Source organism: Kitasatospora sp. NPDC001119 (assembly GCF_053598475.1).
Genome location: NZ_JBSFKI010000042.1, coordinates 29,093 through 51,828, shown reverse-complemented (window position 1 = coordinate 51,828; position 22,736 = coordinate 29,093). Strand labels below are relative to the sequence as shown.

General features: G+C 74.8%; 23 protein-coding genes. 11 read left to right on the top strand and 12 right to left on the bottom strand.

The window, feature by feature from the left end; all coding sequences use genetic code 11:
• Window positions 1–51 precede the first annotated feature (51 nt).
• On the bottom strand, window positions 52–798 hold the full coding sequence (locus ACWDD9_RS36165) for an SAM-dependent methyltransferase (RefSeq protein ID WP_388051178.1): 747 nt from the start codon (window positions 796–798) through the stop codon (window positions 52–54).
• A gap of 43 nt (window positions 799–841) precedes the next feature.
• On the bottom strand, window positions 842–1,990 hold the full coding sequence (locus ACWDD9_RS36160) for a glycosyltransferase (protein ID WP_449813945.1): 1,149 nt from the start codon (window positions 1,988–1,990) through the stop codon (window positions 842–844).
• Window positions 1,991–2,047: 57 nt separating this feature from the next.
• On the opposite strand from ACWDD9_RS36160, the gene ACWDD9_RS36155 reads away from it, so the two are divergent.
• Window positions 2,048–2,818: a glutamate racemase gene (locus ACWDD9_RS36155; RefSeq protein ID WP_375876694.1), complete on the top strand. Its 771-nt coding sequence runs from the start codon at window positions 2,048–2,050 to the stop codon at window positions 2,816–2,818.
• Window positions 2,819–3,940: 1,122 nt separating this feature from the next.
• Here the strand turns inward: ACWDD9_RS36155 and ACWDD9_RS36150 are convergent.
• A complete protein-coding gene (locus ACWDD9_RS36150) occupies window positions 3,941–5,056 on the bottom strand; it encodes a polysaccharide deacetylase family protein (protein ID WP_449813944.1) in 1,116 nt (371 codons plus the stop codon).
• 431 nt (window positions 5,057–5,487) lie between these two features.
• Between ACWDD9_RS36150 and ACWDD9_RS36145 the strand changes: the two genes are divergently transcribed.
• The 3 genes from ACWDD9_RS36145 (at window position 5,488) to ACWDD9_RS36135 (ending at window position 7,091) form a co-directional block, all read left to right on the top strand.
• The gene (locus tag ACWDD9_RS36145; RefSeq protein ID WP_143204765.1) at window positions 5,488–5,760 is read left to right on the top strand and encodes a hypothetical protein; all 273 of its coding nucleotides are present in this window, start codon (window positions 5,488–5,490) and stop codon (window positions 5,758–5,760) included.
• Window positions 5,761–6,040: 280 nt separating this feature from the next.
• The gene (locus ACWDD9_RS36140; RefSeq protein ID WP_449813943.1) at window positions 6,041–6,592 is read left to right on the top strand and encodes a sugar transferase; all 552 of its coding nucleotides are present in this window, start codon (window positions 6,041–6,043) and stop codon (window positions 6,590–6,592) included.
• Between the two features lie 10 nt (window positions 6,593–6,602).
• Window positions 6,603–7,091 carry an NUDIX hydrolase gene (locus ACWDD9_RS36135; protein WP_049656056.1) on the top strand — a complete coding sequence of 163 codons (489 nt, stop codon included), beginning with the start codon at window positions 6,603–6,605 and terminating at the stop codon, window positions 7,089–7,091.
• Between the two features lie 58 nt (window positions 7,092–7,149).
• Here ACWDD9_RS36135 and ACWDD9_RS36130 read toward each other — a convergent pair whose 3' ends face one another.
• Window positions 7,150–7,689: a PTS-dependent dihydroxyacetone kinase phosphotransferase subunit DhaM gene (locus ACWDD9_RS36130; protein WP_082345992.1), complete on the bottom strand. Its 540-nt coding sequence runs from the start codon at window positions 7,687–7,689 to the stop codon at window positions 7,150–7,152.
• A 347-nt stretch (window positions 7,690–8,036) separates the two neighbouring features.
• Here ACWDD9_RS36130 and ACWDD9_RS36125 point away from each other — a divergent pair, with 347 nt between their 5' ends.
• The 4 genes from ACWDD9_RS36125 (at window position 8,037) to ACWDD9_RS36110 (ending at window position 11,233) form a co-directional block, all read left to right on the top strand.
• Entirely contained in the window at window positions 8,037–8,264 is a 228-nt protein-coding gene (locus tag ACWDD9_RS36125) for a DUF397 domain-containing protein (protein ID WP_234348556.1), read from the top strand.
• Between the two features lie 759 nt (window positions 8,265–9,023).
• The gene (locus ACWDD9_RS36120; RefSeq protein WP_049656052.1) at window positions 9,024–9,518 is read left to right on the top strand and encodes a hypothetical protein; all 495 of its coding nucleotides are present in this window, start codon (window positions 9,024–9,026) and stop codon (window positions 9,516–9,518) included.
• Window positions 9,519–9,598: 80 nt separating this feature from the next.
• Window positions 9,599–9,682 carry a putative leader peptide gene (locus tag ACWDD9_RS36115; protein ID WP_350526312.1) on the top strand — a complete coding sequence of 28 codons (84 nt, stop codon included), beginning with the start codon at window positions 9,599–9,601 and terminating at the stop codon, window positions 9,680–9,682.
• 168 nt (window positions 9,683–9,850) lie between these two features.
• On the top strand, window positions 9,851–11,233 hold the full coding sequence (locus ACWDD9_RS36110; RefSeq protein WP_449813942.1) for an acyl-CoA dehydrogenase family protein: 1,383 nt from the start codon (window positions 9,851–9,853) through the stop codon (window positions 11,231–11,233).
• A 65-nt stretch (window positions 11,234–11,298) separates the two neighbouring features.
• Here the strand turns inward: ACWDD9_RS36110 and ACWDD9_RS36105 are convergent, their stop codons facing one another.
• Window positions 11,299–12,294 carry an aminoglycoside phosphotransferase family protein gene (locus ACWDD9_RS36105; protein ID WP_074006389.1) on the bottom strand — a complete coding sequence of 332 codons (996 nt, stop codon included), beginning with the start codon at window positions 12,292–12,294 and terminating at the stop codon, window positions 11,299–11,301.
• A gap of 773 nt (window positions 12,295–13,067) precedes the next feature.
• Between ACWDD9_RS36105 and ACWDD9_RS36100 the strand changes: the two genes are divergently transcribed.
• The gene (locus tag ACWDD9_RS36100; RefSeq protein WP_049660292.1) at window positions 13,068–14,549 is read left to right on the top strand and encodes a DNA-binding protein NsdB; all 1,482 of its coding nucleotides are present in this window, start codon (window positions 13,068–13,070) and stop codon (window positions 14,547–14,549) included.
• A gap of 91 nt (window positions 14,550–14,640) precedes the next feature.
• Here ACWDD9_RS36100 and ACWDD9_RS36095 read toward each other — a convergent pair whose 3' ends face one another.
• The gene (locus ACWDD9_RS36095; RefSeq protein ID WP_449813941.1) at window positions 14,641–15,231 is read right to left on the bottom strand and encodes a PAS domain-containing protein; all 591 of its coding nucleotides are present in this window, start codon (window positions 15,229–15,231) and stop codon (window positions 14,641–14,643) included.
• Window positions 15,232–15,521: 290 nt separating this feature from the next.
• Here ACWDD9_RS36095 and ACWDD9_RS36090 point away from each other — a divergent pair, with 290 nt between their 5' ends.
• Window positions 15,522–17,033: a HEAT repeat domain-containing protein gene (locus ACWDD9_RS36090; protein ID WP_449813940.1), complete on the top strand. Its 1,512-nt coding sequence runs from the start codon at window positions 15,522–15,524 to the stop codon at window positions 17,031–17,033.
• 85 nt (window positions 17,034–17,118) lie between these two features.
• Here the strand turns inward: ACWDD9_RS36090 and ACWDD9_RS36085 are convergent, their stop codons facing one another.
• The 3 genes from ACWDD9_RS36085 to ACWDD9_RS36075 form a co-directional block, all read right to left on the bottom strand.
• On the bottom strand, window positions 17,119–17,961 hold the full coding sequence (locus ACWDD9_RS36085) for an undecaprenyl-diphosphate phosphatase (RefSeq protein ID WP_049659308.1): 843 nt from the start codon (window positions 17,959–17,961) through the stop codon (window positions 17,119–17,121).
• Window positions 17,962–18,187: 226 nt separating this feature from the next.
• The gene (locus ACWDD9_RS36080) at window positions 18,188–18,883 is read right to left on the bottom strand and encodes a class I SAM-dependent methyltransferase (protein WP_117492442.1); all 696 of its coding nucleotides are present in this window, start codon (window positions 18,881–18,883) and stop codon (window positions 18,188–18,190) included.
• Window positions 18,884–18,967: 84 nt separating this feature from the next.
• Window positions 18,968–19,501 carry a PadR family transcriptional regulator gene (locus ACWDD9_RS36075; protein ID WP_449813939.1) on the bottom strand — a complete coding sequence of 178 codons (534 nt, stop codon included), beginning with the start codon at window positions 19,499–19,501 and terminating at the stop codon, window positions 18,968–18,970.
• Window positions 19,502–19,646: 145 nt separating this feature from the next.
• On the opposite strand from ACWDD9_RS36075, the gene ACWDD9_RS36070 reads away from it, so the two are divergent.
• Complete coding sequence (locus ACWDD9_RS36070; protein WP_449813938.1) at window positions 19,647–20,417, top strand: alpha/beta fold hydrolase; 771 nt, start codon at window positions 19,647–19,649, stop codon at window positions 20,415–20,417.
• A gap of 30 nt (window positions 20,418–20,447) precedes the next feature.
• Here ACWDD9_RS36070 and ACWDD9_RS36065 read toward each other — a convergent pair whose 3' ends face one another.
• The 3 genes from ACWDD9_RS36065 to ACWDD9_RS36055 are packed head-to-tail and all read right to left on the bottom strand — an operon-like array spanning window position 20,448 to window position 22,732.
• On the bottom strand, window positions 20,448–21,311 hold the full coding sequence (locus ACWDD9_RS36065) for a 5-oxoprolinase subunit C family protein (protein WP_449813937.1): 864 nt from the start codon (window positions 21,309–21,311) through the stop codon (window positions 20,448–20,450).
• A gap of 12 nt (window positions 21,312–21,323) precedes the next feature.
• Window positions 21,324–21,959 carry a 5-oxoprolinase subunit PxpB gene (gene pxpB, locus ACWDD9_RS36060; RefSeq protein ID WP_449813936.1) on the bottom strand — a complete coding sequence of 212 codons (636 nt, stop codon included), beginning with the start codon at window positions 21,957–21,959 and terminating at the stop codon, window positions 21,324–21,326.
• Window positions 21,956–22,732 carry a LamB/YcsF family protein gene (locus tag ACWDD9_RS36055; protein ID WP_359911098.1) on the bottom strand — a complete coding sequence of 259 codons (777 nt, stop codon included), beginning with the start codon at window positions 22,730–22,732 and terminating at the stop codon, window positions 21,956–21,958. Before ACWDD9_RS36055 ends, pxpB begins: the two co-directional genes overlap by 4 nt.
• Between the last annotated feature and the right edge of the window lie 4 nt (window positions 22,733–22,736).

The following is a 22,736-nucleotide window of genomic DNA, read 5'->3' as shown; positions in this document are numbered from 1 at the left end:
GGGGCGGGAGGCTCAGGCGGTTCGGGCGTGTTCAGAGCCCTTCGGCGTGCTTCAGTCGCGGCGCAGCAGGTAGGTGACGAAGCCGAGCGTCCCCCGGTAGCCGTGCAGCCACCCGGTGCGGTGCCGGTCCGCCGCCTCCCGGGCGGCAGCCGCGTCCGGGTGGTCCGGGTGGTCCAGCGCCCACTCGGCCAGCGAGCCCGTCCAGGCGAACTCGTACTCGTCCCACTCCTGTTCGGTGCTGACAAGCCCGAACACCGGCGTCCAGCCCTCCGCGAGGACCCGCTCGGTGGTCGTCGCGAGATCCGCGAAGTCCTCCCGTGCCGCGCCCAGTCCGTCCAGCGCCGCCCCGGACGGCTCGCGCTGCCAGAACCCCTCGCCGACCAGCAACCGGCCGCCCGGGGCCAGGAGTTCGCGGGCCGCGGCGAGCGTCGGCAGCAGGCCGCCGAACGCGTGGGTGGCGCCGACGCACAGCACCAGGTCGAAGGGCTCCTCCGCGGTGAACTCCCGTGCGTCCAGGTGGTGCAGGCCGATCCGGCGGGCCACGCCCAGTGCGGCCGCGGACTCCCGGGCCCGGGTCAGCGCCGCCGCGTCCAGGTCCACGCCCGTCGCCCGCCAGCCCGGGCCGGCGGCCAGCGCCCGGAGCAGCCAGGCGCCCTCGCCGCAGCCCAGGTCCAGGGCCCGGCCCTGCTCCGTCCCGGCCATGGCACGGTCCAGCAACCGGGCCACCGAGCCGTCCGCCAGCGGGGCCGCGATCGGGTGGTGGGCATGGGCGAGGCGGGAGATCTGCTGACGGTCCATCCGAGCAGTATGGATCGGGGCGGTGCGGCGCGCAGCGGGTTTCTCAGGCCCGGGAGTACGTCCGTCCCTTCCACGCCGAGCCCCGGCCCCGCCAGTGCTGTACGGCCGAGTCCACCGTCATCAGCAGGTACAGCCCCGCGGTGAACGGCAGCAGCAGCACGGCCGCGGCCGGCTGCCCGTAGTACCGGACCATCGGCAGGTACGTGCCCGCCATCAGCGCCCACGCCGCCCCACCCGCCGCGGCCACCGCCGGCGAGCCCGCCACCAGCCCGGCCACCGTCGCCACCGGCGGCACCAGGTACACCAGCGCCAGCCCCAGCACCGTCCCGAGCAGCAGCGCCGGCGAATGCCTGAGCTGGGCGTACGCGCTGCGCGACACCATCCGCCACAGCTGCTCCAGCCGCGGGTACGGACGCACGCTGTCCACGTCGTCGGCCAGACCCAGCCAGGTCCGGCCGCCGGTCGACTTCACCGCCCGGGCCAGCGACACGTCGTCGATCACCGCGCCGCGGATCGCCGCCACCCCGCCCGCCCGCTCCAGCGCCTCCCGCCGCACCAGCGAACAGCCGCCGGCCGCGGCCGCGGTCCGGGCACCCGGACGGTTGCTCCGGCGGAACGGGTACAGCTGGGCGAAGAAGTACACGAAGGCCGGCACGATCAGCCGCTCCCAGCCGGTCTCCACCCGCAGCCGGGCCATCTGGGACACCAGGTCCAGGCCGTTGCTCTCGGCGGCAGCCACCAGCTCGGCCAGCGAATCCGGGCCGTGCGCGATGTCGGCGTCCGTCAGCAGCAGGTACTCGGCGTCCGGACCGGCCAGCTCCACGCCGTGCCGCAGCGCCCACAGCTTGCCGGTCCAGCCCGGCGGCAGCGGGGGAGGGGTGGTGACGGTGAGCTCCAGCCCGTCGATCGTCCGCAGCTCCGCCGCCAGCGCGCCGGTGTCGTCCGAACTGTGGTCGTCCACCAGGATCACCCGGGCCCGCCCCGGGTACTTCTGCGCCAGCAGCGTCGGCAGGCTCACCGGGACCACCGAGGCCTCGTCCCGGGCCGGCACCACGACCGCCACCTGCGGCCAGCGGACCGGCGGGCGACGCGGCGGCAACCGAACGTCGGTGCGCCAGAACGAGCCGTGGCAGCACGCCAGCCAGAGCCAGACCAGCAGGGAGAACGCGGCGATCCACAGCAGGACGGTCACCCCGGCAGTCTGCCGCAGAACCGGGCCCGACGGGCGGATCGACTAGAGTCTTGAGCCGTGAAGATCGCACTGATGGACTCCGGAATCGGCCTGCTGGCCGCCGCCGCCGCCCTTCGGAAGCAGCGCCCGGACGTGGATCTGGTGCTCTCTTCCAACCCGGCCTCGATGCCGTGGGGGCCCCGTACGCCGGAAGAGGTCACCGAGCTGGCCCTCGGCTGCTGCCGGGCCGCCGCCGCGCTCGAACCCGACGCGCTGGTGATCGCCTGCAACACCGCCTCCGTCCACGCGCTCGCCACCCTGCGGGCCGAGCTGGAGCCCGGGCTGCCGGTGGTCGGCACCGTCCCGGCGATCAAGCCCGCCGCCGTGCGGGGCGGCCGGGTCGCCATCTGGGCCACCCCGGCCACCACCGGCAGCGCGTACCAGCGCGGGCTGATCCGCGACTTCGGCGGTTCGGCGGACATCACCGAGGTCGCCTGCCCGGGCCTCGCGGACGCGGTCGAGCACGGCGACGACGAAGCCGTCACTGCCGCCATCGCCGACGCCGCCGCCCGGACGCCGGCCGGCACCGACGCCATCGTGCTCGGCTGCACCCACTACGAACTCGTCGACGACCGCATCCGCGCCGCCGTCGCCCCGACCGCTGCCCCGGGGCTCACCCTGCACGGCTCGGCCGACGCCGTCGCCGCCCAGGCCATCCGCCGCGTCGCCGACCCCACCCGCACCGGCACCGGCACCCTCACCGTCCTCCACGCCGGCACCCCCGCCCACCTTCCCCCGGCCGCCGCCCTCTACCCCCAGGGCAACGCCCTCGCCACCCTCATCGGCTGACCGCGCGAGAAGTCGGCCCGGCCGACTTCCCACGCAGCTCGCTCCCTGAAGGCCTTCTGGTCGGTCGCACGAGAAGTCGACCCGGCCGACTTCTGGTGCAACGACTGCCCCGAACCGCCCCGCCTCCCCAAGGTGAGCGTCTGGTCGCCATGGCCTCTACGCGCATAGAGCCGCTGGGCATGGGATCCGGCCCGCCGACAGTCGGCGCACGGGAAGTCGGTCTGGCCGACTTCCCGCGCAACGACCGCTTCGAGCGGCACCACCCCCGACTCAAGCGGCCAATCGCCCCTGGACTCTACGCGCATAGAGTCCCCGGATGCGGGCTCGTGCCCGGCTTGCTTGCATGGGAAGTCGGCCCAGTCGACTTCCTGCGCCATGCCTGGATGCAACGGCTGGGCAGCCCGGCTCCTGGAGTCTGTTGGTCGCTAGCCCTGGGCTTGCTGGTGCACAGGAAGTCGGCCCGGCCGACTTTTCGCGGAGTCGCTGCTTCGAATCGCGCAGAAAGTCGGCCGGCCCGACTTTTCGTGCAGCGAGCGTTCCGGGCTTCCCGGCGGCGTGCAAGAGGTTGGTCCGATCAAGCTTCGGTGCCGCGCTGGGATACTGCGGCTATACGGCCCGCGCCCCGAGTCGGTTGATTGCCAGCCCGGGTCCCGCCTGCGCGCGCGAGAAGTCGGCCAGGCCGACTTCTCGCGCAGTGGACGCGCCTGGTCCGGCCGCGCCTTCTTCGCGTGGCGAGCGGCCGGCCGTTGCGGCTTCTGTGTGAACGTGGCGGGGCGAGCCAGAAGTCGGGCGGGCCGACTTCCTGTGTGGCGGCCGGGCTCGCCCAGCCCGTTGAGCATGCACTCGCTGAAGCCTCTTGGGGCGAGCCAGAAGTCGGGCGGGCCGACTTCTGGGGTGGGTTTGTGTCGGAAGTCGAGTGGGTGGAGGGACTTTTTGCGGGGGCGGGGGTGGCATTCCGGGCGCCCGAAATGACTTGGCTGGGCACGTGAGAAGTCGGCCTGGCCGACTTTTGGTGCGGGATTGGCTCGAGTGATTGGTTGCTTTGGGGATGGGCTGCCGGGGTGCGCGCCGCACAGGAAGTCGACCCGGCCGACTTCCTGTGCGGCGTGATGGCGCTCGTTGCTAGGCGACGGCCTGGCGGCGCCAGCGGCGGTAGGCGGGTTCGAGGCCGGAGAGGATGGTGTCGAAGCGGCGGGTGCTGGTGGTGGAGTCGACCTGGAGGCGGCTGATCTGGAGGGGATGGGAGGGGAGCCGGGGGCCCAGGCGGTGGTCGGAGAGGAAGCCGAGTCGGTAGCCGAGCTCCTGCAGGACGGTTTCGGCGCGGACGTCGTGGCCGCCGTCCGGGTAGGCGAAGGCGATCGGCGGTTCGCCCAGCCATCGGGTGAGGGCCTCGTGGGCGCCGGTGATCTCGGCGCGCACGGTGTCGTCGTCGCAGCGCCCGAGGCACGGGTGCCCCTGGGTGTGGTTGCCGATCGCGACGCCGCCGTCCCGCAGGGCGAGCAGGTCGGCCGGGGTCAGCTGCTCCTGGCGGGGTGGCCGACGGTCGGCGCTGACCCGCAGTTCGTGCAGACTGCGCCGCCGGTCCGGGTCCGGCATGGCCTTGAGCCGCCGGAGCAGCTGGGACGGGTGTCCGCAGTCGAGCGAGCGGGCCCGGCCCCCGTGCCGGGCGAGGAAGTCGGCCTCGTGCCACCAGAACGGTCGTTCGGTGCCGATGAGCTCCGAGATGACGAACGCGGTGGCCGGAATGCCCCGGGCGTCGAGCGCGGGCAGGGCGTGGGTGAGGACGCTCCGGTCGGCGTCGTCGAAGGTGACCAGGACGCTCCGGGGCGGCAGTGGCCGCCGTTCGGTCACGGCCTGGAGGACCGCGCCGAGCGAGACCGGCGTGGCGAGCCGCTGGAGCCGGTCGAGCTGGGCGCCGAACGAGCGGTGGTCGGTCACCCCGTGGTACGCGAGCACCGCGAGCCGTTGGGCGGCCAGGGCCCGGAACAGCGGCTGGACGGGGGCGAACCGCAGCCATTCGCCCCGAGCGTCCTGCTGTTCCGTGTCGACGGCCGCCCGGTGACGGCCCCCGCCGTCCAGGTGCGTGCCGTGGCGGTGCTCCTCGCGCCGACGGTCGCCGTGCAGGAGATCGCCGCCGAGCTGATCGCCGTGCAGGTGGTCGCCGTGCGGACGGTCGGTGGGCCGGCCGGTGCCGTGCCGGTCCGCCGACCACCCGACGGTCAGGGGCAGCGCGCGCATGCGGGGTGCCGGCCGGGCGCGGGCCATGGAGATCGATGTACTGGACTGGGACTGCGGCACGGTTCCCCCTCGTTCGCCGAGCGGCGTGGCGGTACCGCCGGAGGACGGAGCCCGGCCTCCGACTCCAGGGGCGGCGGCTCCGCTCCTGGATATTCCTGTTCTCGGTGGGGGGTTCACACCCGTCCCTCGAACGGCTCCTGGATCACTCAATGCCATTGAGACCGCTGCACCGGACGGATGGTTGTACCGGGGGGACGAGGATTTTTCGTGGACTGATTGTGGAGCCGGAATGCACGCCCGGACGCCTCGGACACACTTCGGGGCGGGCCCGGCGTGCCGCTGACCAGCCCGGATCCCCCGGTTGCGCAGCGTGTCCGGACCTTCACTCCCTGCGGGCTGCCACCCGCGCCGCCCCGGGGTACCTTGGGCTCATGGCAGATGCGGACCGTGACCCCTTCCACCTCCACGGGGCCTCCCGGATGGCTCGCGCGTGCAGCGGCGGAGCCCTGGTCACCCACCAGGTCCCGCTGACGGTGGTGGGCCTGGCCTGCCTGGCGCTCGGCATCGTCGTGGCCGTGTTCGTGCCGGACAGTGACGGGCCGGCCTGGGCGATGGCGGTCGCCGGTTGTCTGGCCGCGGGCGTCCTGCTGCTCGGCCGGATCGCCTTCGGCGTGTTCCGCGACCGGCGCCGCGCCGCGCTCTGACGGCGCCCCGGCCGGCGTACCGGCCGTACGGTCGGCGGGTTCCGTCCGGGCGTTGCCCCCACCCGTAACGTCGATCGCTCTCGGAATTCCGAAACGGCCAATCGAGCGAAATTGGTCAGACCGACTGAATATCGTCCAGTCGGACAATCTCAGGCCCTCTTCTTTCACCATTCCCGGACGACAGCTTCATCCCGCCTCTACTGTGAAGGCGTTCTTCCGGCTCGAAGCGCCGTGGAGGTGGAGCGATGAGCGGTAGACCGGATCGCGCCGCGGCCGTCTCATGAGACGCGCCGGCGACCTCGCCGTCGCCGCCCTGGCCGCGGTCGTCGCACTGCCGCTGGCCCTGCTGATCGCCGTCCTGCTCCGCTGCGGCACCGGCGGCCCGGTCCTCCAGCGGCAGATCCGGACCGGCCGGCACGGCCGCGAGTTCCAGCTCCTGCGCTTCCGGACCGGAGGGGACGGCCGGCTCACCGCTCTCCTGCGGCAATCGGGCCTGGACGAGCTGCCGCGGCTGTGGAACGTGGCGCGCGGCGACATGGGGGTGATCGGGCCCCTGCCGGTCGGCCCGGACCAGGCGGCGCACTACTCCCGCCGGGAGCGCGGCCGGCTCGCCGTCCGGCCCGGCCTCACCGGCTGGGCCCAGCTGCAGGCCCTGAGCCGCGGCCGGACGCCCCGCCCGCTCAGCCGCCCCGAGTGGACGGAGCTCGACCTCTGGTACGTCGAGCACCGTTCGTTCGGGCTCGACCTGCGCATCCTCGGCCTCACCGTGCTCGCCCTGCTGCGGCCCGACACCGGCCGGGCGCACCGGGTCGGCCCGGAGCCGCCCCGATAGGCTGCGGCCCATGGCCATTCCCCCCTTCCTCGCCGAGCTCCGCGCCATCGTGGGAACCCGCCCGCTCTGGCTGAGCGCCGTCGTCGCCGTCGTGCTGGACGACCGCGACCGGGTGCTGCTCGCCCGCCGGGCCGACGACGGCCGGTGGGCGCCGGTCGGCGGCATCCTCGACCCCGGGGAGCAGCCCGCCGACGGCGTGGTGCGCGAGTGCGAGGAGGAGACGGGGGTGGTGGTCGTGCCCGAGCTGCTCGCCTCCGTCACGGTCTCGCCGCAGGTCACGTACCCGAACGGCGATGTGACGCAGTACCTGGTGCTGACCTTCCGCTGCCGCGCGGTCGGCGGCGAGGCGCGGGTGAACGACGACGAGTCGCTGGACGTCGGCTGGTTCGGGCTGGACGAGCTGCCGCCGATGATCGAGAGCGAGCACGAGCGGCTGCGCCACGCGCTGGAGTGCGAGGGCCCGGCGGTCTTCACCTGGGAGGGCAAGGAGCGCCCCTGAGCCCGGGGGCGGGCCCATCACGGCCCGCCGCAGGTCCTCAACCACCCGCCCGCGCCGGTCAGCCCTTGTACTGCCGGTAGGCCTCCTCCGCCGCGTCCAGCACCGCGGCCAGGTCCCCGCCCGCCGTGGCGGTGGCGGTCGCGGCCACCGCGCCCTCGACGAACGGGGCATTGGCGAACCGGACCGGGAAGGGCAGCCCGTGCTCGTCCGCGTCGGCCAGCAGCGCGCGGACGGTGGTGACGGCCCCGCCGAGGTCGGCGAGCACCACCACGCCGTGGCCCTGGTCCACCCGCCGGGTCGCGGCGGCCACCAGGACGGCGCTGATGCCCGGTCCGTCCGACGGGTCGCCGCCGGTCGCCGCGACCGGCGCGGGGGAGTCGGATCCGGTCAACGCGAGCGCGAGGGAGCGTACGGCGGTGGCCAGTTCCTGGCTGTGCGAGACCAGGACGATCCCGACCCGTCCGTGCGTGGCGGTCCGGGCGGGGGTCGGCCGGGGCAGCTGGGTGGGTGAGGGAGGCGTCCGGGGTGCCGGGGGATGGGCCGAGGGGGCGTCGGAGATGGGGATGACGTCGGCGCGGGTGCCGTCCCGGCGGCTCATCGGCTGCTCCCTCGAACGGGTCGGTCGGTGGATCGTTCTGGCAAGGCGCGCTCGGTCGAACCGGTTGTCCCGGTCGGTCAGGGCGGAGCGGCCCGGGCCCCGGCACCTCCCGGGCCGGGCCGGGGAAGCGGTCGTACGGCGCCCTGGCAGCACTCTGGCAGCTGCCCGCCGCCCCCGCCGGTCGGGACACGCCTCGACCCGTCCTCCGGCCGCACCCGTCCCCGCCCGGAGGAGTCCTCGTCAACCCGCTGACCGGGGCCGGGCGGTGTGGCTAGGCTGGCCCAGGAACGCCGTCGGGAGGAGATCGGTCAGTGGGATCCAACAGCGGGACGGACACGGAGGTCAGCGTGGTGCAGCCGGATCTGGCGCCGAACGGGAAGCCCAGGGTGGACTTCACCGGGGCGGAGTGGCTGTGCAGCAGCCAGGGCGTCGGCGACGTGCAGATCGCCTTCGTGGACGGCTACATCGGGATGCGGGACGGCCGCCAGGAGGACGGGCCGGTCCTGGTCTTCACGCCGGGCGAGTGGCGGGCCTTCGTGCTCGGCGCCCGGGACGGCGAGTTCGACCTCACCTGAGCCGAGGCGCGCGGAGCCCGTCGGCGCCGAGCCGGCGCCCGGCACCACGGGAGCGGACCCCCGGTCGACGGGGGTCCGCTCCGTAGACGATCTTTCGGGTCCGAAACATCACAACTGATGATCCATTGAGCGTGCCCCGTCAGAATTTCTGTTGACTGTTAGACAAGCGCAGCTCAGAGTAAGAGCACGGGCAGACGCCGTGCCCACCGCCCCCACGCGGCCAGACACGGCGCCTGCTGTGCGGCCCGGCAGTACTGCCAGGCCATCCTCCCAGTCATCCCCTGCGCACCGGGGTGCGTCGGCCGGTCCCGGCCCCGAGATGGGGCCGGCAGTCGCCGGGAGGTTGGCGCCGAAGCCGAGAGCGACTCGGATGACGGCACCGGTGCTCGGGACCCGCACGCCCCCACGCGGCGGCGTCCCGAGCAGATCCACGGGAGCGACGGGCCGGGGCCCCGCGGATCTGGCTTGTGAAACTTGGAACTGTTGGCTTGTGTGTTCGTGCTGTGTGCGACGACGAAGCTGGGTGCTCGGCGGTTCGGCACGACAAGTGCACAGTGAGGGAAACGCGTGTAGGGCCGCGTTGCGACATGCCGTCCCCCCGGAGGGTGAAACCCAGAACGGCTGTCGTGCTGAACCGAACGTAGCCCGGACGGTTGCTCAGAGTCAACATTGGTCTCTGAGCGTCGATCTCCCGGCCACCCCCCGGCGGTGCCCCACCCACCTCGCGAACGCGGTGTGCCGGACACGTACGATGTTCCCATGTCTTTTCTCCGCCGTCGCTCCGGACAGCCCGCCGGCCCGGACTTCGACGTGCTCGCGATGGACCCGGGCGACTGGCCCGGTGACTTCGGTGCGGCCATGATGACCGGCCCGGACGGCTCCTGCCAGGGGATTTTCCTGCGCTACGACCTGTTCGGCGGCAGAGGTCCGGCGATGTTCATCGGCAACCTCCCCGAGGGTTCGCCCGCCCGGGAGACCGGCGACGAGGTGCCCTTCGAGGTGCGGCAGCTGCTCGCGGCGCTGGAGAACGACGAGCCGGTCGAGTTCGTCTCGGCCGAGGACTTCCCGGTGATGCTCGGGGACGACCTGCTGATCGTGAAGAAGGTCAAGGTCAGCGAGGAGCGCGTGTTCTGCGCCCAGTTCGGCCGCAGCGACGGCGTCCTGGTCACCGTCGCGTCCTGGGACCGACCGATTTCGGACGACCTGTATCAGCTGCTGAAGCCGCTCCCCGCGGACATGTTCCAGCAGGGCTGATCCCGCCGGGGCCGGCCGGCTCCGCCCGGGGGTCGGACGCTGCTTGACGGTATCGATCAACGGTTCGTACAGTCGCGAACATGCCGTGCCGCCTTCCGCTGCTGACCCGTCGCAGGCATCTGGACCTGCGGCGCACCGCCAGCGCGGCGTGTCCGGGCCGCTGAGGGGGGATTCGTCCCCCGGCGGCGGGCGATCGGCCGGGTGTCCGGTCGGCGCCGGGACCAGGGGCGGGCCGTGAGCCGGCCTCCGGGGCCGCCGATCGCCACCGCGCGCCCGTACGGCGTGCCGCCCGCACCTGCCGAGCCCACGCTGCCGCCCGGAGGCACAGCATCATGACCACTCGCGCCGCCAACCGTTCGACCGCCGAGCGTTCGTCCGAGGACCACGCGTCCGACGACCGCCCCGCCGACAACCGTTCGCCTAGGAGCGCGTCCGCCGGACGCCGTTCGCGGACCGCCGCTCCGCCGGCGGGTTCCGAACCGACGGGTTCCGGCCATCTCGAATCCACCGGTTCCACACCCACAAGTTCGGCCCCCGTCGGCGCGGCACCCGACCGGAGCGCGGTCGAGACCGCCCTCGCCGGACTGCCCCGGGTGGTCGACCTGCTGGCCGCCCGCGCCGAGGAGCACGACCGCGACGCGACCTTCCCGTACCAGGGGATCGAGGCCGTCCACGAGGCCGGACTGCTCACCCTCACCGTCTCCGAGCGGTACGGCGGTCCGGGCGGAACGCTCGCCGACACCGTCCGGGTGCTGTCCCGACTCGGCCGCGGCGACGCCTCGGTGGCCGTGGTCACTGCCTTCACCCTGCTCCAGCACGCCGAGCAGGCCCGCCGGGCCGACTGGCCGACGGCGGGCTACCGGCGGCTGCTCACCGAGTCCCGGCGCGGCCCGGCGCTGGTCAACACGCTGCGGGCGGAGCCCGGTGCCGGGGCGGGCGAGCTGCCCGGCACGGTCGCCCGACGGGACGGCGACGGCTGGCTGCTGACGGGCCGGAAGACGTACTGCACCGGAGCCGAGGCGCTCGCCTGGATGGCGGTGACCGCGCGGACCGACGAGGAGGAGCCGCGGATCGGCACCTTCCTGGTCCGCGGCGAGAGCGAGGGCCTGGAGATCGACCCGACCTGGGACCAGCTCGGGCTGCGGGCCAGCGCCAGCCACGACGTGGTGCTGGACGGGGTCCGGGTGCCGGGCGACCTCGCGCTCGGCCTGACGAACGGTCGCCGGACGGCCCGTCAGAGTGCCGACGCCGACGCCGAGCTCTCGTCGGCCTGGCACGACCTGGCCCTCTCCGCCGTGGCGATCGGGGTCGCCCGGGCCGCCGAGGCGTGGCTGATCCGCTTCCTCAACCAGCGCACCCCGGCCAATCTGACCGAGCCGCTCGGCACCCTGCCCCGCTACCGGACCGCCCTCGGCGAGATCGAGGCCCAGCTGATCGGGGCCGAGGAACTGGTCGAGGGCCTGGCCTCCCGGGTGGACCGGGGCGACCAGGAGGCCGGCGCCCGGACCGGTCCGGCCCACCTGCTGGCCACCCGGGCCGCGACGGCGGTGGTCCAGCAGGCCGTCGCCCTCACCGGCAACCCCGGCCTGAGCCGACGTCACCCGCTGGAGCGCTACCTGCGGGACGTGCTCAGCAGCCGGGTGCACCTGGCCCCCGACGAGACCGTCCTGGAGGCCGCCGGCCGGGCCGCCCTGGAGCGGGGCGCCCGGCCGTAGGGCCCGTGGTCGAACTCCCGGGCCCGGCGGGTCCTGACGGTGGTCCGACGGGCCCCGACGGTGGCTCAGCGGGTCCCGACCGCGGCGCGGACGGCCCGGCGGGCGAGCGCCGCGTCGTCGTAGAGCCGGCGGATCATGATCCGCTGCTCTTCGCCGGCGCCCGGCACGTCGTACAGCCGGATCTCCCGCATCAGCACCAGCACCAGGTTCACCAGGAACGCGTCCCGGGCCAGCGTGCCGCCGCTCTGGGCGAGTTGGCTGATCTGGCGGCGTGCCGCGGTGTCCCCGGACAGGACGCTCCAGAGCACCGCCAGGTCGTAGCCGGGCAGGTACCAGCCGGCCTGCTCCCAGTCGACCAGCACCGGTCCGGACGGCGCCAGCAGCATGTTGCTGAGCAGGGCGTCGCCGTGGCAGAGCTGGAGCGGGGTGCTGCCGAGGCCGTGCAGCAGGCCGCGGAGGTCGCCGGCGTCCCGGTCGGTGAGCTGGCCCACCGAGTGGTAGCGGGAGATCTCCAACTGGTAGTCCAGGCGCGGCTGGAAGACGTCGGTCGGCGGCCGCCACAGGTTCAGCGTGCGGACCGCGGTGAGCAGCGCCCGCACCTCGCCCGGGGTGGGCGCGTTGACCGGGTGGCGCTCGCGGGCCGCCGGGCGCCCCGGGACGCGCTCCATGACCAGCACGCACCGGTCGTGGTCGGCCGCCACCAGCCGGGGCAGCCGCACCGGCGGACGGTGCCGGACGAACGCCCGGTAGACCGCCACCTCGTGGTGGAAGTCGGCCACCAGCTGCTCGAAGTACTCACTCCGCACCGCCTGCGGCGCCAGGCACTTGGCGACCACCGGGGCCCGCCCGATGGTGCCCGCCACCAGGATGTGGCGGCTGCCCTCGCGCAGGACCTGGCGCGGGGTGAACGCGGGACATATCCGCGAGACGCCCGCGAGCGCCGCCCGGACCGCCGGGGTCTGGAGCGCCGACGGGTCGATCCGCTCCGGGCCGCCGCCGACGGGCAGGCCGGGCCGCCGGGCCCGCAGCACCTGGCCGTCGGCCTGCCGGGCCAGCGGCATCCGGCCGCCGCTCGGCAGGGCGGTCTCGGGGGCCCGCAGGCCCAGCGCGGTACGGCCGGCGGGGCCCAGCGCCGTACGGCCGGTCGGGACGACCCGGGTGTCCGTGGCCCGGCCCTCGGCGCCGCGCGGGACCGCGGGACGGCTCGCCGGGGGCACGGCCCTGGGGCCGGTGCGGCCGGCGGCTGCGGTGGGGGGGCGCAGCGCTGGGCGGGTCGCGGTGGGCGTGGGGGTCGTCGCTGAGGAGTACATGGGCTGAGGGAGGTCCCTTCCGGTCCGTCGGCGGGTGCTTGCCCCGCGGGGGCGGGGGAGGGCCGGTGCCGTGTGCTTCCTGGCGTGACGGCGGCCCTGCGGGTGGTGCGGTACGTCGTGCGGTGCGCTGCTCCGCGCGGTACCCCGTAGCGGTGCGGTCGGTGGTGCGCGGGCGCCGGGCACGGACGCGGGGTCAGGAACCCCTGGTCGGCGGTGCTCCGGCCGTCCGCACCCTGGGGAATGCGGTCGGCCGGACTGCCGTGGCCGTGCCCGGCGCTCCCGCGCCACCCGGCCGCGCCACCCCCTCGGGTGAGGACCGGGAGCGCCCCGTGCCACCGTCGGGGGACAGCCCCGACGCTGGTGGGACACCGCCCGACCCGGGGGGCGAGGTGGCGCACCCCTACAACACACCCGTCGGGCACTGGCTTAGTAGTCTGGCGGGCCCTGGCGAACGGTGGCGAATGCTCGCCCGGCACTTGCCCGAGCCTCTAGCCTCGGATCAGCCGAGGAACCTGGGGGCTTCGTTGAGCAGGGAACCCAACACCCGACTGGCCGACCTGTTCGTCCTGACCGGATGGTCGAAGGGCGAGCTGGCGCGGCTGGTCAACCGTCGGGGTGCCGCGATGGGGCAGCTGCAGCTGTCCACCGACACGTCGAGGGTACGGCGTTGGATCGAGCAGGGGGAGATCCCGCGCGATCCGGTGCCGCGGGTGCTGGCGGCCGTGTTCACGGAGCGGCTCGGCCGTGTCGTCACCACTGAGGACCTCGGTCTGGAACGACACCGGCCCACCAGGTCCGGAGCGGACGCGTCCGCAGCAGTGCCATGGTCGCCGGATCGAACAGCCGCGGTCCTCACCGAGTTCACGGGAATGGACCTCATGCTGAACCGACGTGGATTGGTGGGCGCCGGAGCCGCGCTCACGGCCGGGGCGGTCATCGCCGACTCGCTGAAGGGCTGGCTGGGCGGGGACGCGGTCGCGTACGCGGCCTCCGTCCCCGGGCCGCGACAGGCGGTCGCCGGGGGCGGAGCGCACCCGGCGGCGGACGTGTACGACGCGGGCCCGGTCGGGCTCGACGAGGTGGAGTCGCTGGAGCACTCGGTACAGGTGTTCCGGGCCTGGGACGCGGCCCGCGGCGGCGGGTTGCAGCGCAAGGCGGTGGTCGGTCAACTGAACGAGGTCGGCGGCCTGTTGACGCACCGGCACGCACCCGCGGTGGAGCAGCGGCTGTGGCTGGTCGCGGCCAACCTGGCGGTGCTGGCGGGCTGGATGTCGCACGACGTGGGGCTGGAGCCCACCGCCCAGAAGTACTTCATGATCGCGGCCGACGCGGCCAAGGAGGCCGGCGACCGGCCACGGGCCGGCGAGGCGATCTCCCGGGCCGCGCGGCAGATGGTGCACCTGGGCCGGGCCGACGAGGCGCTGGACCTGATGTCGGCGGCCAAGGCGGCCGGCGGCCGGCTGCTGCCCAGAACGCGCGCCATGCTCAACACCGTCGAGGCGTGGGCGCACGCCTCGATCGGGCACTCCCAGGACACCTACCGGCTGCTCGGGGAGGCCGAGGACCTTTTCACCGAGGAGGCACCGGAGCCACCGCCCTCGTGGATGCAGGTGTTCGACGAGGCCGAACTGCGCGGCATGCAGGCCCTGGTGCTGCGCACGCTCTCCGAGCACGACCCGGGGGCGGCCCCCGAGGCCCGCCGGCACGCGGAGCGGGTGATCACCCTGCGGGAGGGGACCGGGCAGCTGCGGTCGGCGCTGTTCGACCGGATCACCCTGGCTTCGGTGCACCTGCTCACCGGCGAGCCGGACGCGGCGCGGTTCCAGGCCAAGATGGTGATGAACCTGATCGGCCAGAACTCCTCGCACCGGACCTGGGACCGGCTGCGCGAGATGTACCGGCTGACCGCGCAGTACCGGGGGCTGCCCGTGGTGGACGAGCTGCGGGAGGAGCTGGGCCGGGCGCTGCGGGCGGCGGACGCCAAGAACCGGCGCCGGTTGACCTGACGGGCCCGCGGACGTACGGGCCCGGGCCGGGCCTTCGGGCGCGGTACGGCGGGGCGGGGGTTGTGGGCTCGGGGTGAGAGGGGCCGTGCGCTCAGTGCGGCGGGGCCGGGCGGAGCAGCATGCGCAGCGCGACGACCGTGCCGTCGGTGCCGAGGACGGGCTCGCCCGCGCACTCGACGCCGTCGTACCGCCCGTCGGGCCGGCGGACCCGCAGGGTGCCGGCGGCGCAGCGGCCGTGCACCAGGGCGTCGGTCATCATCCGCCGCAGCAGTGGCCGGTCCGCCTCGGGCAGGCGGTCGGGCAGCCGGTCGAGGCTGAGCGGGCCGTGGCCCGGCTCGCAACCGAGGAGGAGGTAGGCCTCCGGGCTCCACTGGATCCCGTCGGTCAGCAGGTCCCATTCGGCGGAGCCGATCGGGCCGTCGTCGGTGATCGCGTCGTGGTCGCCGCCGGCGCCGAGGTACGGGCCGGTCGGCTCCTGGGCCGTGCCGTCCACTCTGCCGTCCGTTCCGCTGTCGGCGTCGCCCGCACTGTCGCCCGTGCCGTGTCCGCCCGGGCCGCCGGCGCCGACCGTGACGCCGTTCGCCGTGCCGCTCCCGGCGCTCGCCGTGCCGCCCCCGCCCGCCGGGGCGCCGTCCACGTGGGCGGCTCCCGGCGGGCGGGTGGCGCCTAATGGCATGTTCATGGCGGACCTATCGCTCGGTACACGGCCCGCGGTGTGCGGGCCGTTCGGACAGTGAGAAGACTGTCGCACAGCGTTGTCACCCCTGTGGGTGATTTCGACAGAACGCGGGCAAAATTTCCGCTGGCATATGCCACTGTGGCCGGAGCCGTCGTCGCCCTGTGTGCGGACGGGGGCCCGAGGCGGTAACCTTCGGTGATTCCGGCGCCCGGGCGCCCACCGCAGTACCGACCAGAGACCCCGGCGACGGAAATCCCGTTGCCACTCCGACCGCCGCAACGGATGCTGACCTCATGTTCGAGCCAGTGATAGCACCCAGTGCCAGCCTCCTAGGCCTCCTTCAGCGAGGCCGTGGTGACGGGCAGCTCCACGCGCTGGCCGCCGACCGTGCCGAGGCCATCGCCGCGCTGGAGGAGTGCGTCACCAGGGACCCGCGAGCCGACTGGCAGGTCGAGAGCCGCTCCCTCTACTACGCGCGCATCTACATGGACCTGGAAGCCCCCCTCGAGGGCATCGAGGACCACCTCCACTCCGCCGAGGACCTGGTCACCGACGACGAGAGCCGCACCGGCCTCGCCCTTTCCGTCCTGGGCCACCTCGCCGCGTACGGCCGGCGCGACGCGCTGCTGATGCTGCGCGAGTACGCCGCCACCGGCGCCAACTGGGCGTGGGCCCTCGACGAGCTGGCCCTGCGCGACGACGACCGCGGCCTGCTGCTGCTCGGCACCGCCGTACTGGACCACTTCGAGCCGGGCCCCGAGGGCGACGCCGAGCTGCGCGAGTTCATCCGCAACGCGTACGAGCCCCGGCCCTGGCGGCTCTGGGCGGCCTACCACCCCAGAGTGGCGGCGGCCAGCGAGCAGTCACCCTTCGACCTGTGGCAGCGCCAGATCAACCGCAGCGGGGTCACCCCCGGCTGGTCCACCGCCGACGTGCTGGCCTGGGCCGACCAGGGCGAGCTCGGCGGCCTCGGCGCCGGCGCCTTCCTCGGCCGGCCCGACGCCCGCCCGGAGCCCGTGCGCGGCCCCGACTCGCCGTCCGGCCCCGACGCGGTGGACCGCCGCGCCGCCGCGGCCGCCCGCTGCCTGACCGCCGTGGTCCGGCCGGAGGACCGCCCGCTGCTGCTGGAAGCGGCCCGCGACGGCCTGCCCGGCGCCCGCCGGGCCGCCCTGCGCCACCTGGTCGAACAGCGCGACCCGGCCGCCGTTGAACTGATCGAGGCCGCCGCCGCGGACGTGGACGACCGGATCGTCCGGGCCGCCCTGGAGCTGCTCGGCCGGATGCGCGGCCCCGAGGTGCTGACGCACGCGCGCCGCTGGGCCGACCCGGCCAGCGGCGGCGCCGACAGCGCGCTCGGCGAGGCCGCCGTCCAGCTGCTCGCCGACGCCGGGGAGCCGGCCGACGCGCCGCTGGTGGTGGCCGGGCTGCGCCGCTGGATCTCCGTGCGCGGGGTCAGCGGTACCGGGCTCGGGTCGCTGGTCGACGGTGCGGGGCGGCTGGCCGCCGCCGACGCCGTCCCGGTCCTGCGCCACGTCTACGGGGAGGCCGCCTCCTCCGAGCTGCGCGGACGCGCCGCCCAGGCGCTGGCCGCGACCGACGTGCACTTTCCCGAGGGGCCCGCCGTCGAGTGCCTCTGGGACTGCGAGGAGTCCACGCGTGAGCTCGCCGCGCGCCATGTCGCCACCACGGGCGACGCGCGTGTGCTGGAGCGGTTGCGCAGGCTCGCCGCCGACCCGGCCGAGGAGGCCGAGGTCCATGCCGCCGTACGCGGCCGACTGACCGCCGCCCGGGAGTTCGGGCGTTAGGGTCCACAACGTTCGGTGGGCCGGGACACCGTGTCGGTGTCCCGGCCCACTCGTTTCCGCGGGTCCTGGTTTGTGGAACCCGGTTCTACTTCACCGCGCCCGCGTCCGGAGTCAGGACGCCGCCGACAACCAGTCCGATGATCAGAACGCCGAGCAGCACCCGGTAGACGACGAACGGCAGGAAGCTGTGCGTCGAGATGTACTTCAGGAACCAGGCGATCGCCGCGTAGCCGACCAGGAAGGCGATCACGGTGGCCAGGATGGTCGGCCCCCAGGCCGGGGCCGGTCCCTCGCCGATCTTGAACAGCTCCAGCGCCCCGGAGGCGAGCACCGCCGGGATGGCGAGCAGGAACGAGTAGCGGGCCGCCGCCTCCCGGCTGTAGCCGAGCAGCAGACCCGCGCTGATCGTGCCGCCGGAACGGGAGACGCCCGGGATCAGCGCCAGTGCCTGGGCGAAGCCGTAGACACCCGCGTGCGGCAGCGTGAGGTCGGTGATCGGACGGGCGTGGCGGACGGCCCGGGTGCGGTCGGCGAAGGCCAGGATCAGGCCGAAGACGATCAGCGTGGTGCCGATGATCCGCAGGTCGCGCAGGTGGGTCTCGATGGTGTCCTGGAACAGCTTGCCCAGGATGCCGATCGGCAGGGTGCCGATGATCACGAACCAGCCCATCCGCGCGTCCGGGTCCGAGCGCAGCGCCGGCCGGAACAGGGACAGTGCCCAGGTCTTGATGATCGAGGCGATGTCCCGGCGGAAGTAGATCAGCACCGCCGTCTCGGTGCCGAGCTGGGTGACGGCCGTGAAGGCCGCACCCGGGTCGTCCCAGCCGAGCAGGGCCGAGAAGACCCGCAGGTGGGCGCTGGAGGAGACCGGCAGGAACTCGGTGAGCCCCTGGATCAGGCCGAGGACGGCCCCGTGGAACCAATCGATCACCGGGCACCCGCCGGGGGTATCCGTCGGGCGAGGGGCAGGGGCGGCATGGGCGGGTCCTTGCGGGTCGGATGGGCGTGCGGGACCACCGTGACCCGCCCGGCCCGCGGGCCGCGCGCGAGCCCGGCGCGCGGCTGATGGTACGGGGTGAAAGTGACAGTTCTTTGTTCACCCTTTGTTCCGGCTTTGCGCACAGGGCCCCTGCCGCTCCGGCGGTGGCCGGGAGCTACAGCACCGGCCGCGCCCGGACCCAGGTGCGGTCCGCCGTCAGGTAGCGCTCGACCACCAGACCGGCCTCCGCGAGCGCCCGCTCGAACGCCTCGGTGCTGAGCGGTCGGGACAGGAAGGTCTGGGTCCAGGTGCCGTCCGGGAAGACGTACTCGAACCGCACGGAGTTGACGCCGTCGCCGACCGGCGTGGCGGAGACCAGCCGGGCCCGCCCGTCCGGGCCGATCGAGCTCTCCCTCGGCACGTTCCGGTGCCAGTCCTCGCCCTCGCGCTGCACCAGTACGCAGCCGTCCTCGGCGACGTGCCGGCGGCAGGTCTCCAGCAGGCCCCGGCGGACCGTCACGTCACCGGCGTGCACCAGGAAGGAGGCGAGCATGACGACGTCGAAGCGCTCGCCGAGGTCCAGTCCCTCGATCGGGCTGCGCACCGTGCGGACGTCCGGGCGGACCCGGGCCAGCATGTCGGCGGACTCGTCCACGGCCGTCACGGTGAAGCCCCGGTCGGTCAGCGGGTGCGTCATCCGGCCCACGCCGCAGCCGAGTTCGAGGATGTGCGCGCCGGGCGGCACCGCCGCCTCGATCACGTCCGGGGCGTCGCCCGCGGGGAGGCGGGTCCACACTTCGACGGCGCAGCCGTCCGGGGTGATCGCACCCTCGCCCGTTCCGTCGTAGCCATCGCGTCGTTCGTCTGCCATGCCGTTCATCGGAACACGGAGGGGTGGGCGGGGGAAGAGGGCGTCGGCGGGTCCGCGCGGGCCGCGGCGCGTTCGGGGCCCGGGCTACCGGGGGCCGTCCTCCAGGTCGGCCAGGGTCGCGTGCAGCCAGGCGAGTTCGGCCTCGGTGGTGGCGCGGGCGACGAGCAGCAGGCCGCGCCGGAAGGGGTCGTCGAACTCCTCGGCGCCGATCGGGCGGTCGCCCTCGTAGAAGAAGCTGGCCGGCTCGGCGAGGAAGGCCAGTCGGCGGCGGAGCACGGCGGCCTGGGCGGCGGGGTCGGTGAGGTGCCGCAGGAAGGCGAGCAGGGTGAACCAGCGGTTCTCGTCGCTGACGTCGAGCGGTTCGGGCTCGCGCAGCCGGTCGAGCAGCGCGGCGCGGCCGGCCCCGGTGAGGTGCAGGGTGTGCCGCGGCGCGGCGGCGCTGCCCGGCTCGGTCTCGCGGACCAGCAGGCCGTCGGCCTCCAGACGCTTGATCGCGGGGTAGAGCGTGCCGTCGCTGATCGGTCGGACGTGCCCGGTGAGCGCGGCGAGGTGGCGGCGCAGCTCGTAGCCGTGCAGGGGGCGGTCGTACAGGAATCCGAGGATGGCGAGCTTCAGCATGGGGCCACTCTCTCAGATCCGTCCCTCGGGGCGTTGGTATCTCGCTATCGCGATACCTCGTGTTCGAGGTATGGTTCTGCTCGTCCGCCGGAAACCCCCGGGCCGGCACCCCGAGCCGGCCCCCAGGAATGAGGAGCGAGTGAGCATGCGCGAGGCCCCCGTCACCCCGAACGGCGACCGGATCCGCTGGGTCGAGCTGCCCGGCGCCGAGCCGGTCCGGCTCTACCTGCACGGGCTCGGCTCCAGCTCGCCGGCCTACTTCGCGGCCGCCGCCGCCCACCCGCTGCTGGCCGGGCGGCGCTCGCTGCTGCTGGACCTGCTCGGCTTCGGCCTCAGCGACCGGCCGACGGACTTCGGCTACACGCTGGAGGAGCACGCGGACGCGGTCGCGGCGGCGGTCGCGGCCGCCGGGCCGGACCGGGTCGAGGTGGTCGGCCACAGCATGGGCGGGGCGGTCGCGATCGTCCTCGCCCGGCGGCACCCGCACCTGGTCGAGCGGCTGCTCCTGGTGGACGCCAACCTGGACCGGATCGACCCCGACCGGCGCCGCCCCGGAAGCAGCGGCATCGCGGCCTACGGCGAGGAGGAGTTCCTGGCCGGCGGCCTGGGCGAATTCGCCGAGCGGGTCGGCCCGTTCTGGTGGTCCACCATGCGGCTGGCCGGCCCGGAGGCGCTCCACCGCAGCGCCCGCCACCTCGCCCGGGCGACCGAACCGACCATGCGCGAGCTGCTGCTCGGCCTCGACCTCCCGCGCACCTTCCTCCACCCGGCGGCGGACGGCGAGCCCACCGGCGCCGACGCCCTCCGCGCGGCCGGCGTCCGGGTGGTCGCGGTGCCGGACTGCGGGCACAACATCATGGTCGACAACCCGGACGGCTTCGCGGCCGCCGCGGCGGAGGCGCTCGAACAGGGGTGAGCGGGGTCGTGGGTCGCCCGGTGCTCCCGCTCAGCGCTCCCGCAGGGGCACGAAGCGCACCGGCGTCCCCGGCCGGGCCTGGGCGGCGGCCGCGAGGTCGGCGGCCGGCACGACGCCGATCACCGGGTAGCCGCCGGTGGTCGGGTGGTCGGCCAGGAACACCACCGGCCGGCCGTCCGGCGGAATCTGCACCGCACCCAACACCATTCCCTCGCTGGGCAGTTCGCCGTCCCGGGCGCGCGCGACCGGCGGGCCCTCGGTGCGCAGCCCGACCCGGTTGCCGGTCGGGGACACCAGGTACCGGTCGCGGCCGAGGCGGGCCACCGCCTCCGGGGTGAACCAGTCCGCGCGCGGTCCGAGCCGCAGCCGCAGCACCAGTTCGGCCGGGGGAGCGGGCAGCGGCACCAGCTCAGGCCGGGCCCGGTACGGCGGCGGGGTGCCGACCGGCAGGCGGTCCCCGGCGGCCAACGGGGCCGGCCCGAGCCCGGCGAGCAGGTCCGTCGAGCGGCTGCCGAGCACCGGCGGGACGTCGATCCCGCCCGCCACCGCGAGGTATCCGCGCACCCCGGCCGTCGCCGCCCCCACCTCCAGCAGCGCTCCGGCCGGCACCAGGACCGGTGCGCCCCAGGCGGCCGGCCGGCCGTCCACCCGGACGGGCGAGGGCGCACCGGTGACGGCGACCAGGACCGCCGCGACGGCCCGCAGCGCGACCCCGCCGAGCGTGGTCTCCAGCCCGGCGGCCCCGGGTTCGTTGCCCACCAGCCGGTTGGCCGCCCGCAGGGCCGGCTCGTCCAGCGCCCCGGCCCTCGGCACCCCGAGGTGGGCGACCCCGCGCCGCCCGAGGTCCTGGACCGTGGTCAGCGGTCCCGGCCGCTCCACCACCAGCTCGTTCAACTCGTCTCCCCCTCAGGCCCGTTCCGCGGTGAAGCGGACCCGGGTGCCCGGGGCCAGCAGGGCCGGGGGCTCGCGGTCGGCGTCCCAGAGGGCGAGCGCCGTGCGGCCGATCAGCTGCCAGCCGCCGGGGGAGGGGTGCGGGTAGACGCCGGTGTACGGGCCGGCCAGGGCGACCGAGCCGGCCGGGACGGAACTGCGCGGGGTGGCCCGGCGCGGCACCTCGTACGGCGCCGGGAGGCCGGTGAGGTAGCCGAAGCCGGGGGCGAAGCCGCAGAACGCGACGACGTACTCGGGCCCGGTGTGGATCCGGACGGCGGCCTCCACGGAGACCCCCCACAGTGCGGCGACCTCGGCCAGGTCGGCGCCGTCGTACACGGTCGGGACCTCCAGCAGCGGTCCGCGCGCCACCCCGGCCGCCGCCGCCGCCGTCGGACGGGCGGTGCGCAGCAGGGCCGCGACCGCGTCGACGTCCGCGACGCCGTCCAGCAGCAGGGTGCGCGCGGCCGGGACCAGTTCCTCCACCGCACCGAGCGCCCCCGACTCCCGGCGCTCGCTCAGCCAGCCGTACAGCGCGGCCACCTCGGCCGTCCCGGGCAGCTCGACCAGCAGCGCCCGCTCGCCGACCCGGCGCACCGTCCCCGGTGTCACGTGAAGGCCTCCACCCGGACCCCGGCGGAGGCCAGGGCGCCGCGGATCCGCCAGGCGAGCTGGGCGGCGCCGGGGGTGTCGCCGTGGACGCAGAGCGAGCGGGCCTCGACGGCGATCCGCTCGCCGCCGGCGGCCTCCACCGTGCCGTCCCGGGCGATGGCGACGGCGCGGGTGATCACCGACTCGGGGTCGTGCACCACGGCGTCCGGCTCGCGGCGCGGCACGAGGGTGCCGGTACGGGTGTACGTGCGGTCGGCGAAGGCCTCGGCGACCACCGGGAGCCCGACGCCCTCGGCCACCTCCAGCAGCAGCGAGCCCGGCAGGCCGAGCACGGGCAGCGGCCCGTCGCAGACCGCGCCCGCCCGCAGCACGCCGGCCACCACGGCCTCGGCCTGCTCGGAGTCGCCGACCACCCGGTTGTAGAGGGCGCCGTGCGGCTTGACGTAGGAGACCTTGGAGCCGGCCGCGCGGGCGAACACCTGGAGGGCGCCGATCTGGTACGCGATCTCGTCGGCGAGCTCCTCCGGGGGCACGTCCATCGCGCGGCGGCCGAAGCCGGCCAGGTCGCGGTAGGAGACCTGGGCGCCGATCCGGACGCCGCGCTCGGCCGCCAGCGCGCAGACCCGGCGCATCGTCGACGGATCCCCGGCGTGGAACCCGCAGGCGACGTTGGCGCTGGTCACCACCGACAGCAGGGCCTCGTCGTCGGTCAGGGTCCAGCGTCCGAACCCCTCTCCGAGGTCCGCATTGAGATCGATCACCGCATCGGCCACGCCC

Excerpts from the sequence above, each read along its gene's own strand:
- ACWDD9_RS36105 (WP_074006389.1), bottom strand. The coding sequence starts at position 12,294 with ATGCCGCTGGCCCGGCAGGCCGACGGCCAGGTGCTGCGGGCCCGGCGG.
- ACWDD9_RS36115 (WP_350526312.1), top strand. The coding sequence starts at position 9,599 with ATGCCGTGCCGCCTTCCGCTGCTGACCCGTCGCAGGCATCTGGACCTG.
- ACWDD9_RS36135 (WP_049656056.1), top strand. The coding sequence starts at position 6,603 with ATGGCCATTCCCCCCTTCCTCGCCGAGCTCCGCGCCATCGTGGGAACC.
- ACWDD9_RS36140 (WP_449813943.1), top strand. The coding sequence starts at position 6,041 with ATGAGACGCGCCGGCGACCTCGCCGTCGCCGCCCTGGCCGCGGTCGTC.
- ACWDD9_RS36070 (WP_449813938.1), top strand. The coding sequence starts at position 19,647 with ATGCGCGAGGCCCCCGTCACCCCGAACGGCGACCGGATCCGCTGGGTC.
- ACWDD9_RS36130 (WP_082345992.1), bottom strand. The coding sequence starts at position 7,689 with ATGAGCCGCCGGGACGGCACCCGCGCCGACGTCATCCCCATCTCCGAC.
- ACWDD9_RS36165 (WP_388051178.1), bottom strand. The coding sequence starts at position 798 with ATGGACCGTCAGCAGATCTCCCGCCTCGCCCATGCCCACCACCCGATC.
- ACWDD9_RS36075 (WP_449813939.1), bottom strand. The coding sequence starts at position 19,501 with ATGCTGAAGCTCGCCATCCTCGGATTCCTGTACGACCGCCCCCTGCAC.
- ACWDD9_RS36095 (WP_449813941.1), bottom strand. The coding sequence starts at position 15,231 with ATGAACATGCCATTAGGCGCCACCCGCCCGCCGGGAGCCGCCCACGTG.
- ACWDD9_RS36080 (WP_117492442.1), bottom strand. The coding sequence starts at position 18,883 with ATGGCAGACGAACGACGCGATGGCTACGACGGAACGGGCGAGGGTGCG.
- ACWDD9_RS36145 (WP_143204765.1), top strand. The coding sequence starts at position 5,488 with ATGGCAGATGCGGACCGTGACCCCTTCCACCTCCACGGGGCCTCCCGG.
- ACWDD9_RS36150 (WP_449813944.1), bottom strand. The coding sequence starts at position 5,056 with ATGCGCGCGCTGCCCCTGACCGTCGGGTGGTCGGCGGACCGGCACGGC.
- ACWDD9_RS36120 (WP_049656052.1), top strand. The coding sequence starts at position 9,024 with ATGTCTTTTCTCCGCCGTCGCTCCGGACAGCCCGCCGGCCCGGACTTC.
- ACWDD9_RS36090 (WP_449813940.1), top strand. The coding sequence starts at position 15,522 with ATGTTCGAGCCAGTGATAGCACCCAGTGCCAGCCTCCTAGGCCTCCTT.
- ACWDD9_RS36110 (WP_449813942.1), top strand. The coding sequence starts at position 9,851 with ATGACCACTCGCGCCGCCAACCGTTCGACCGCCGAGCGTTCGTCCGAG.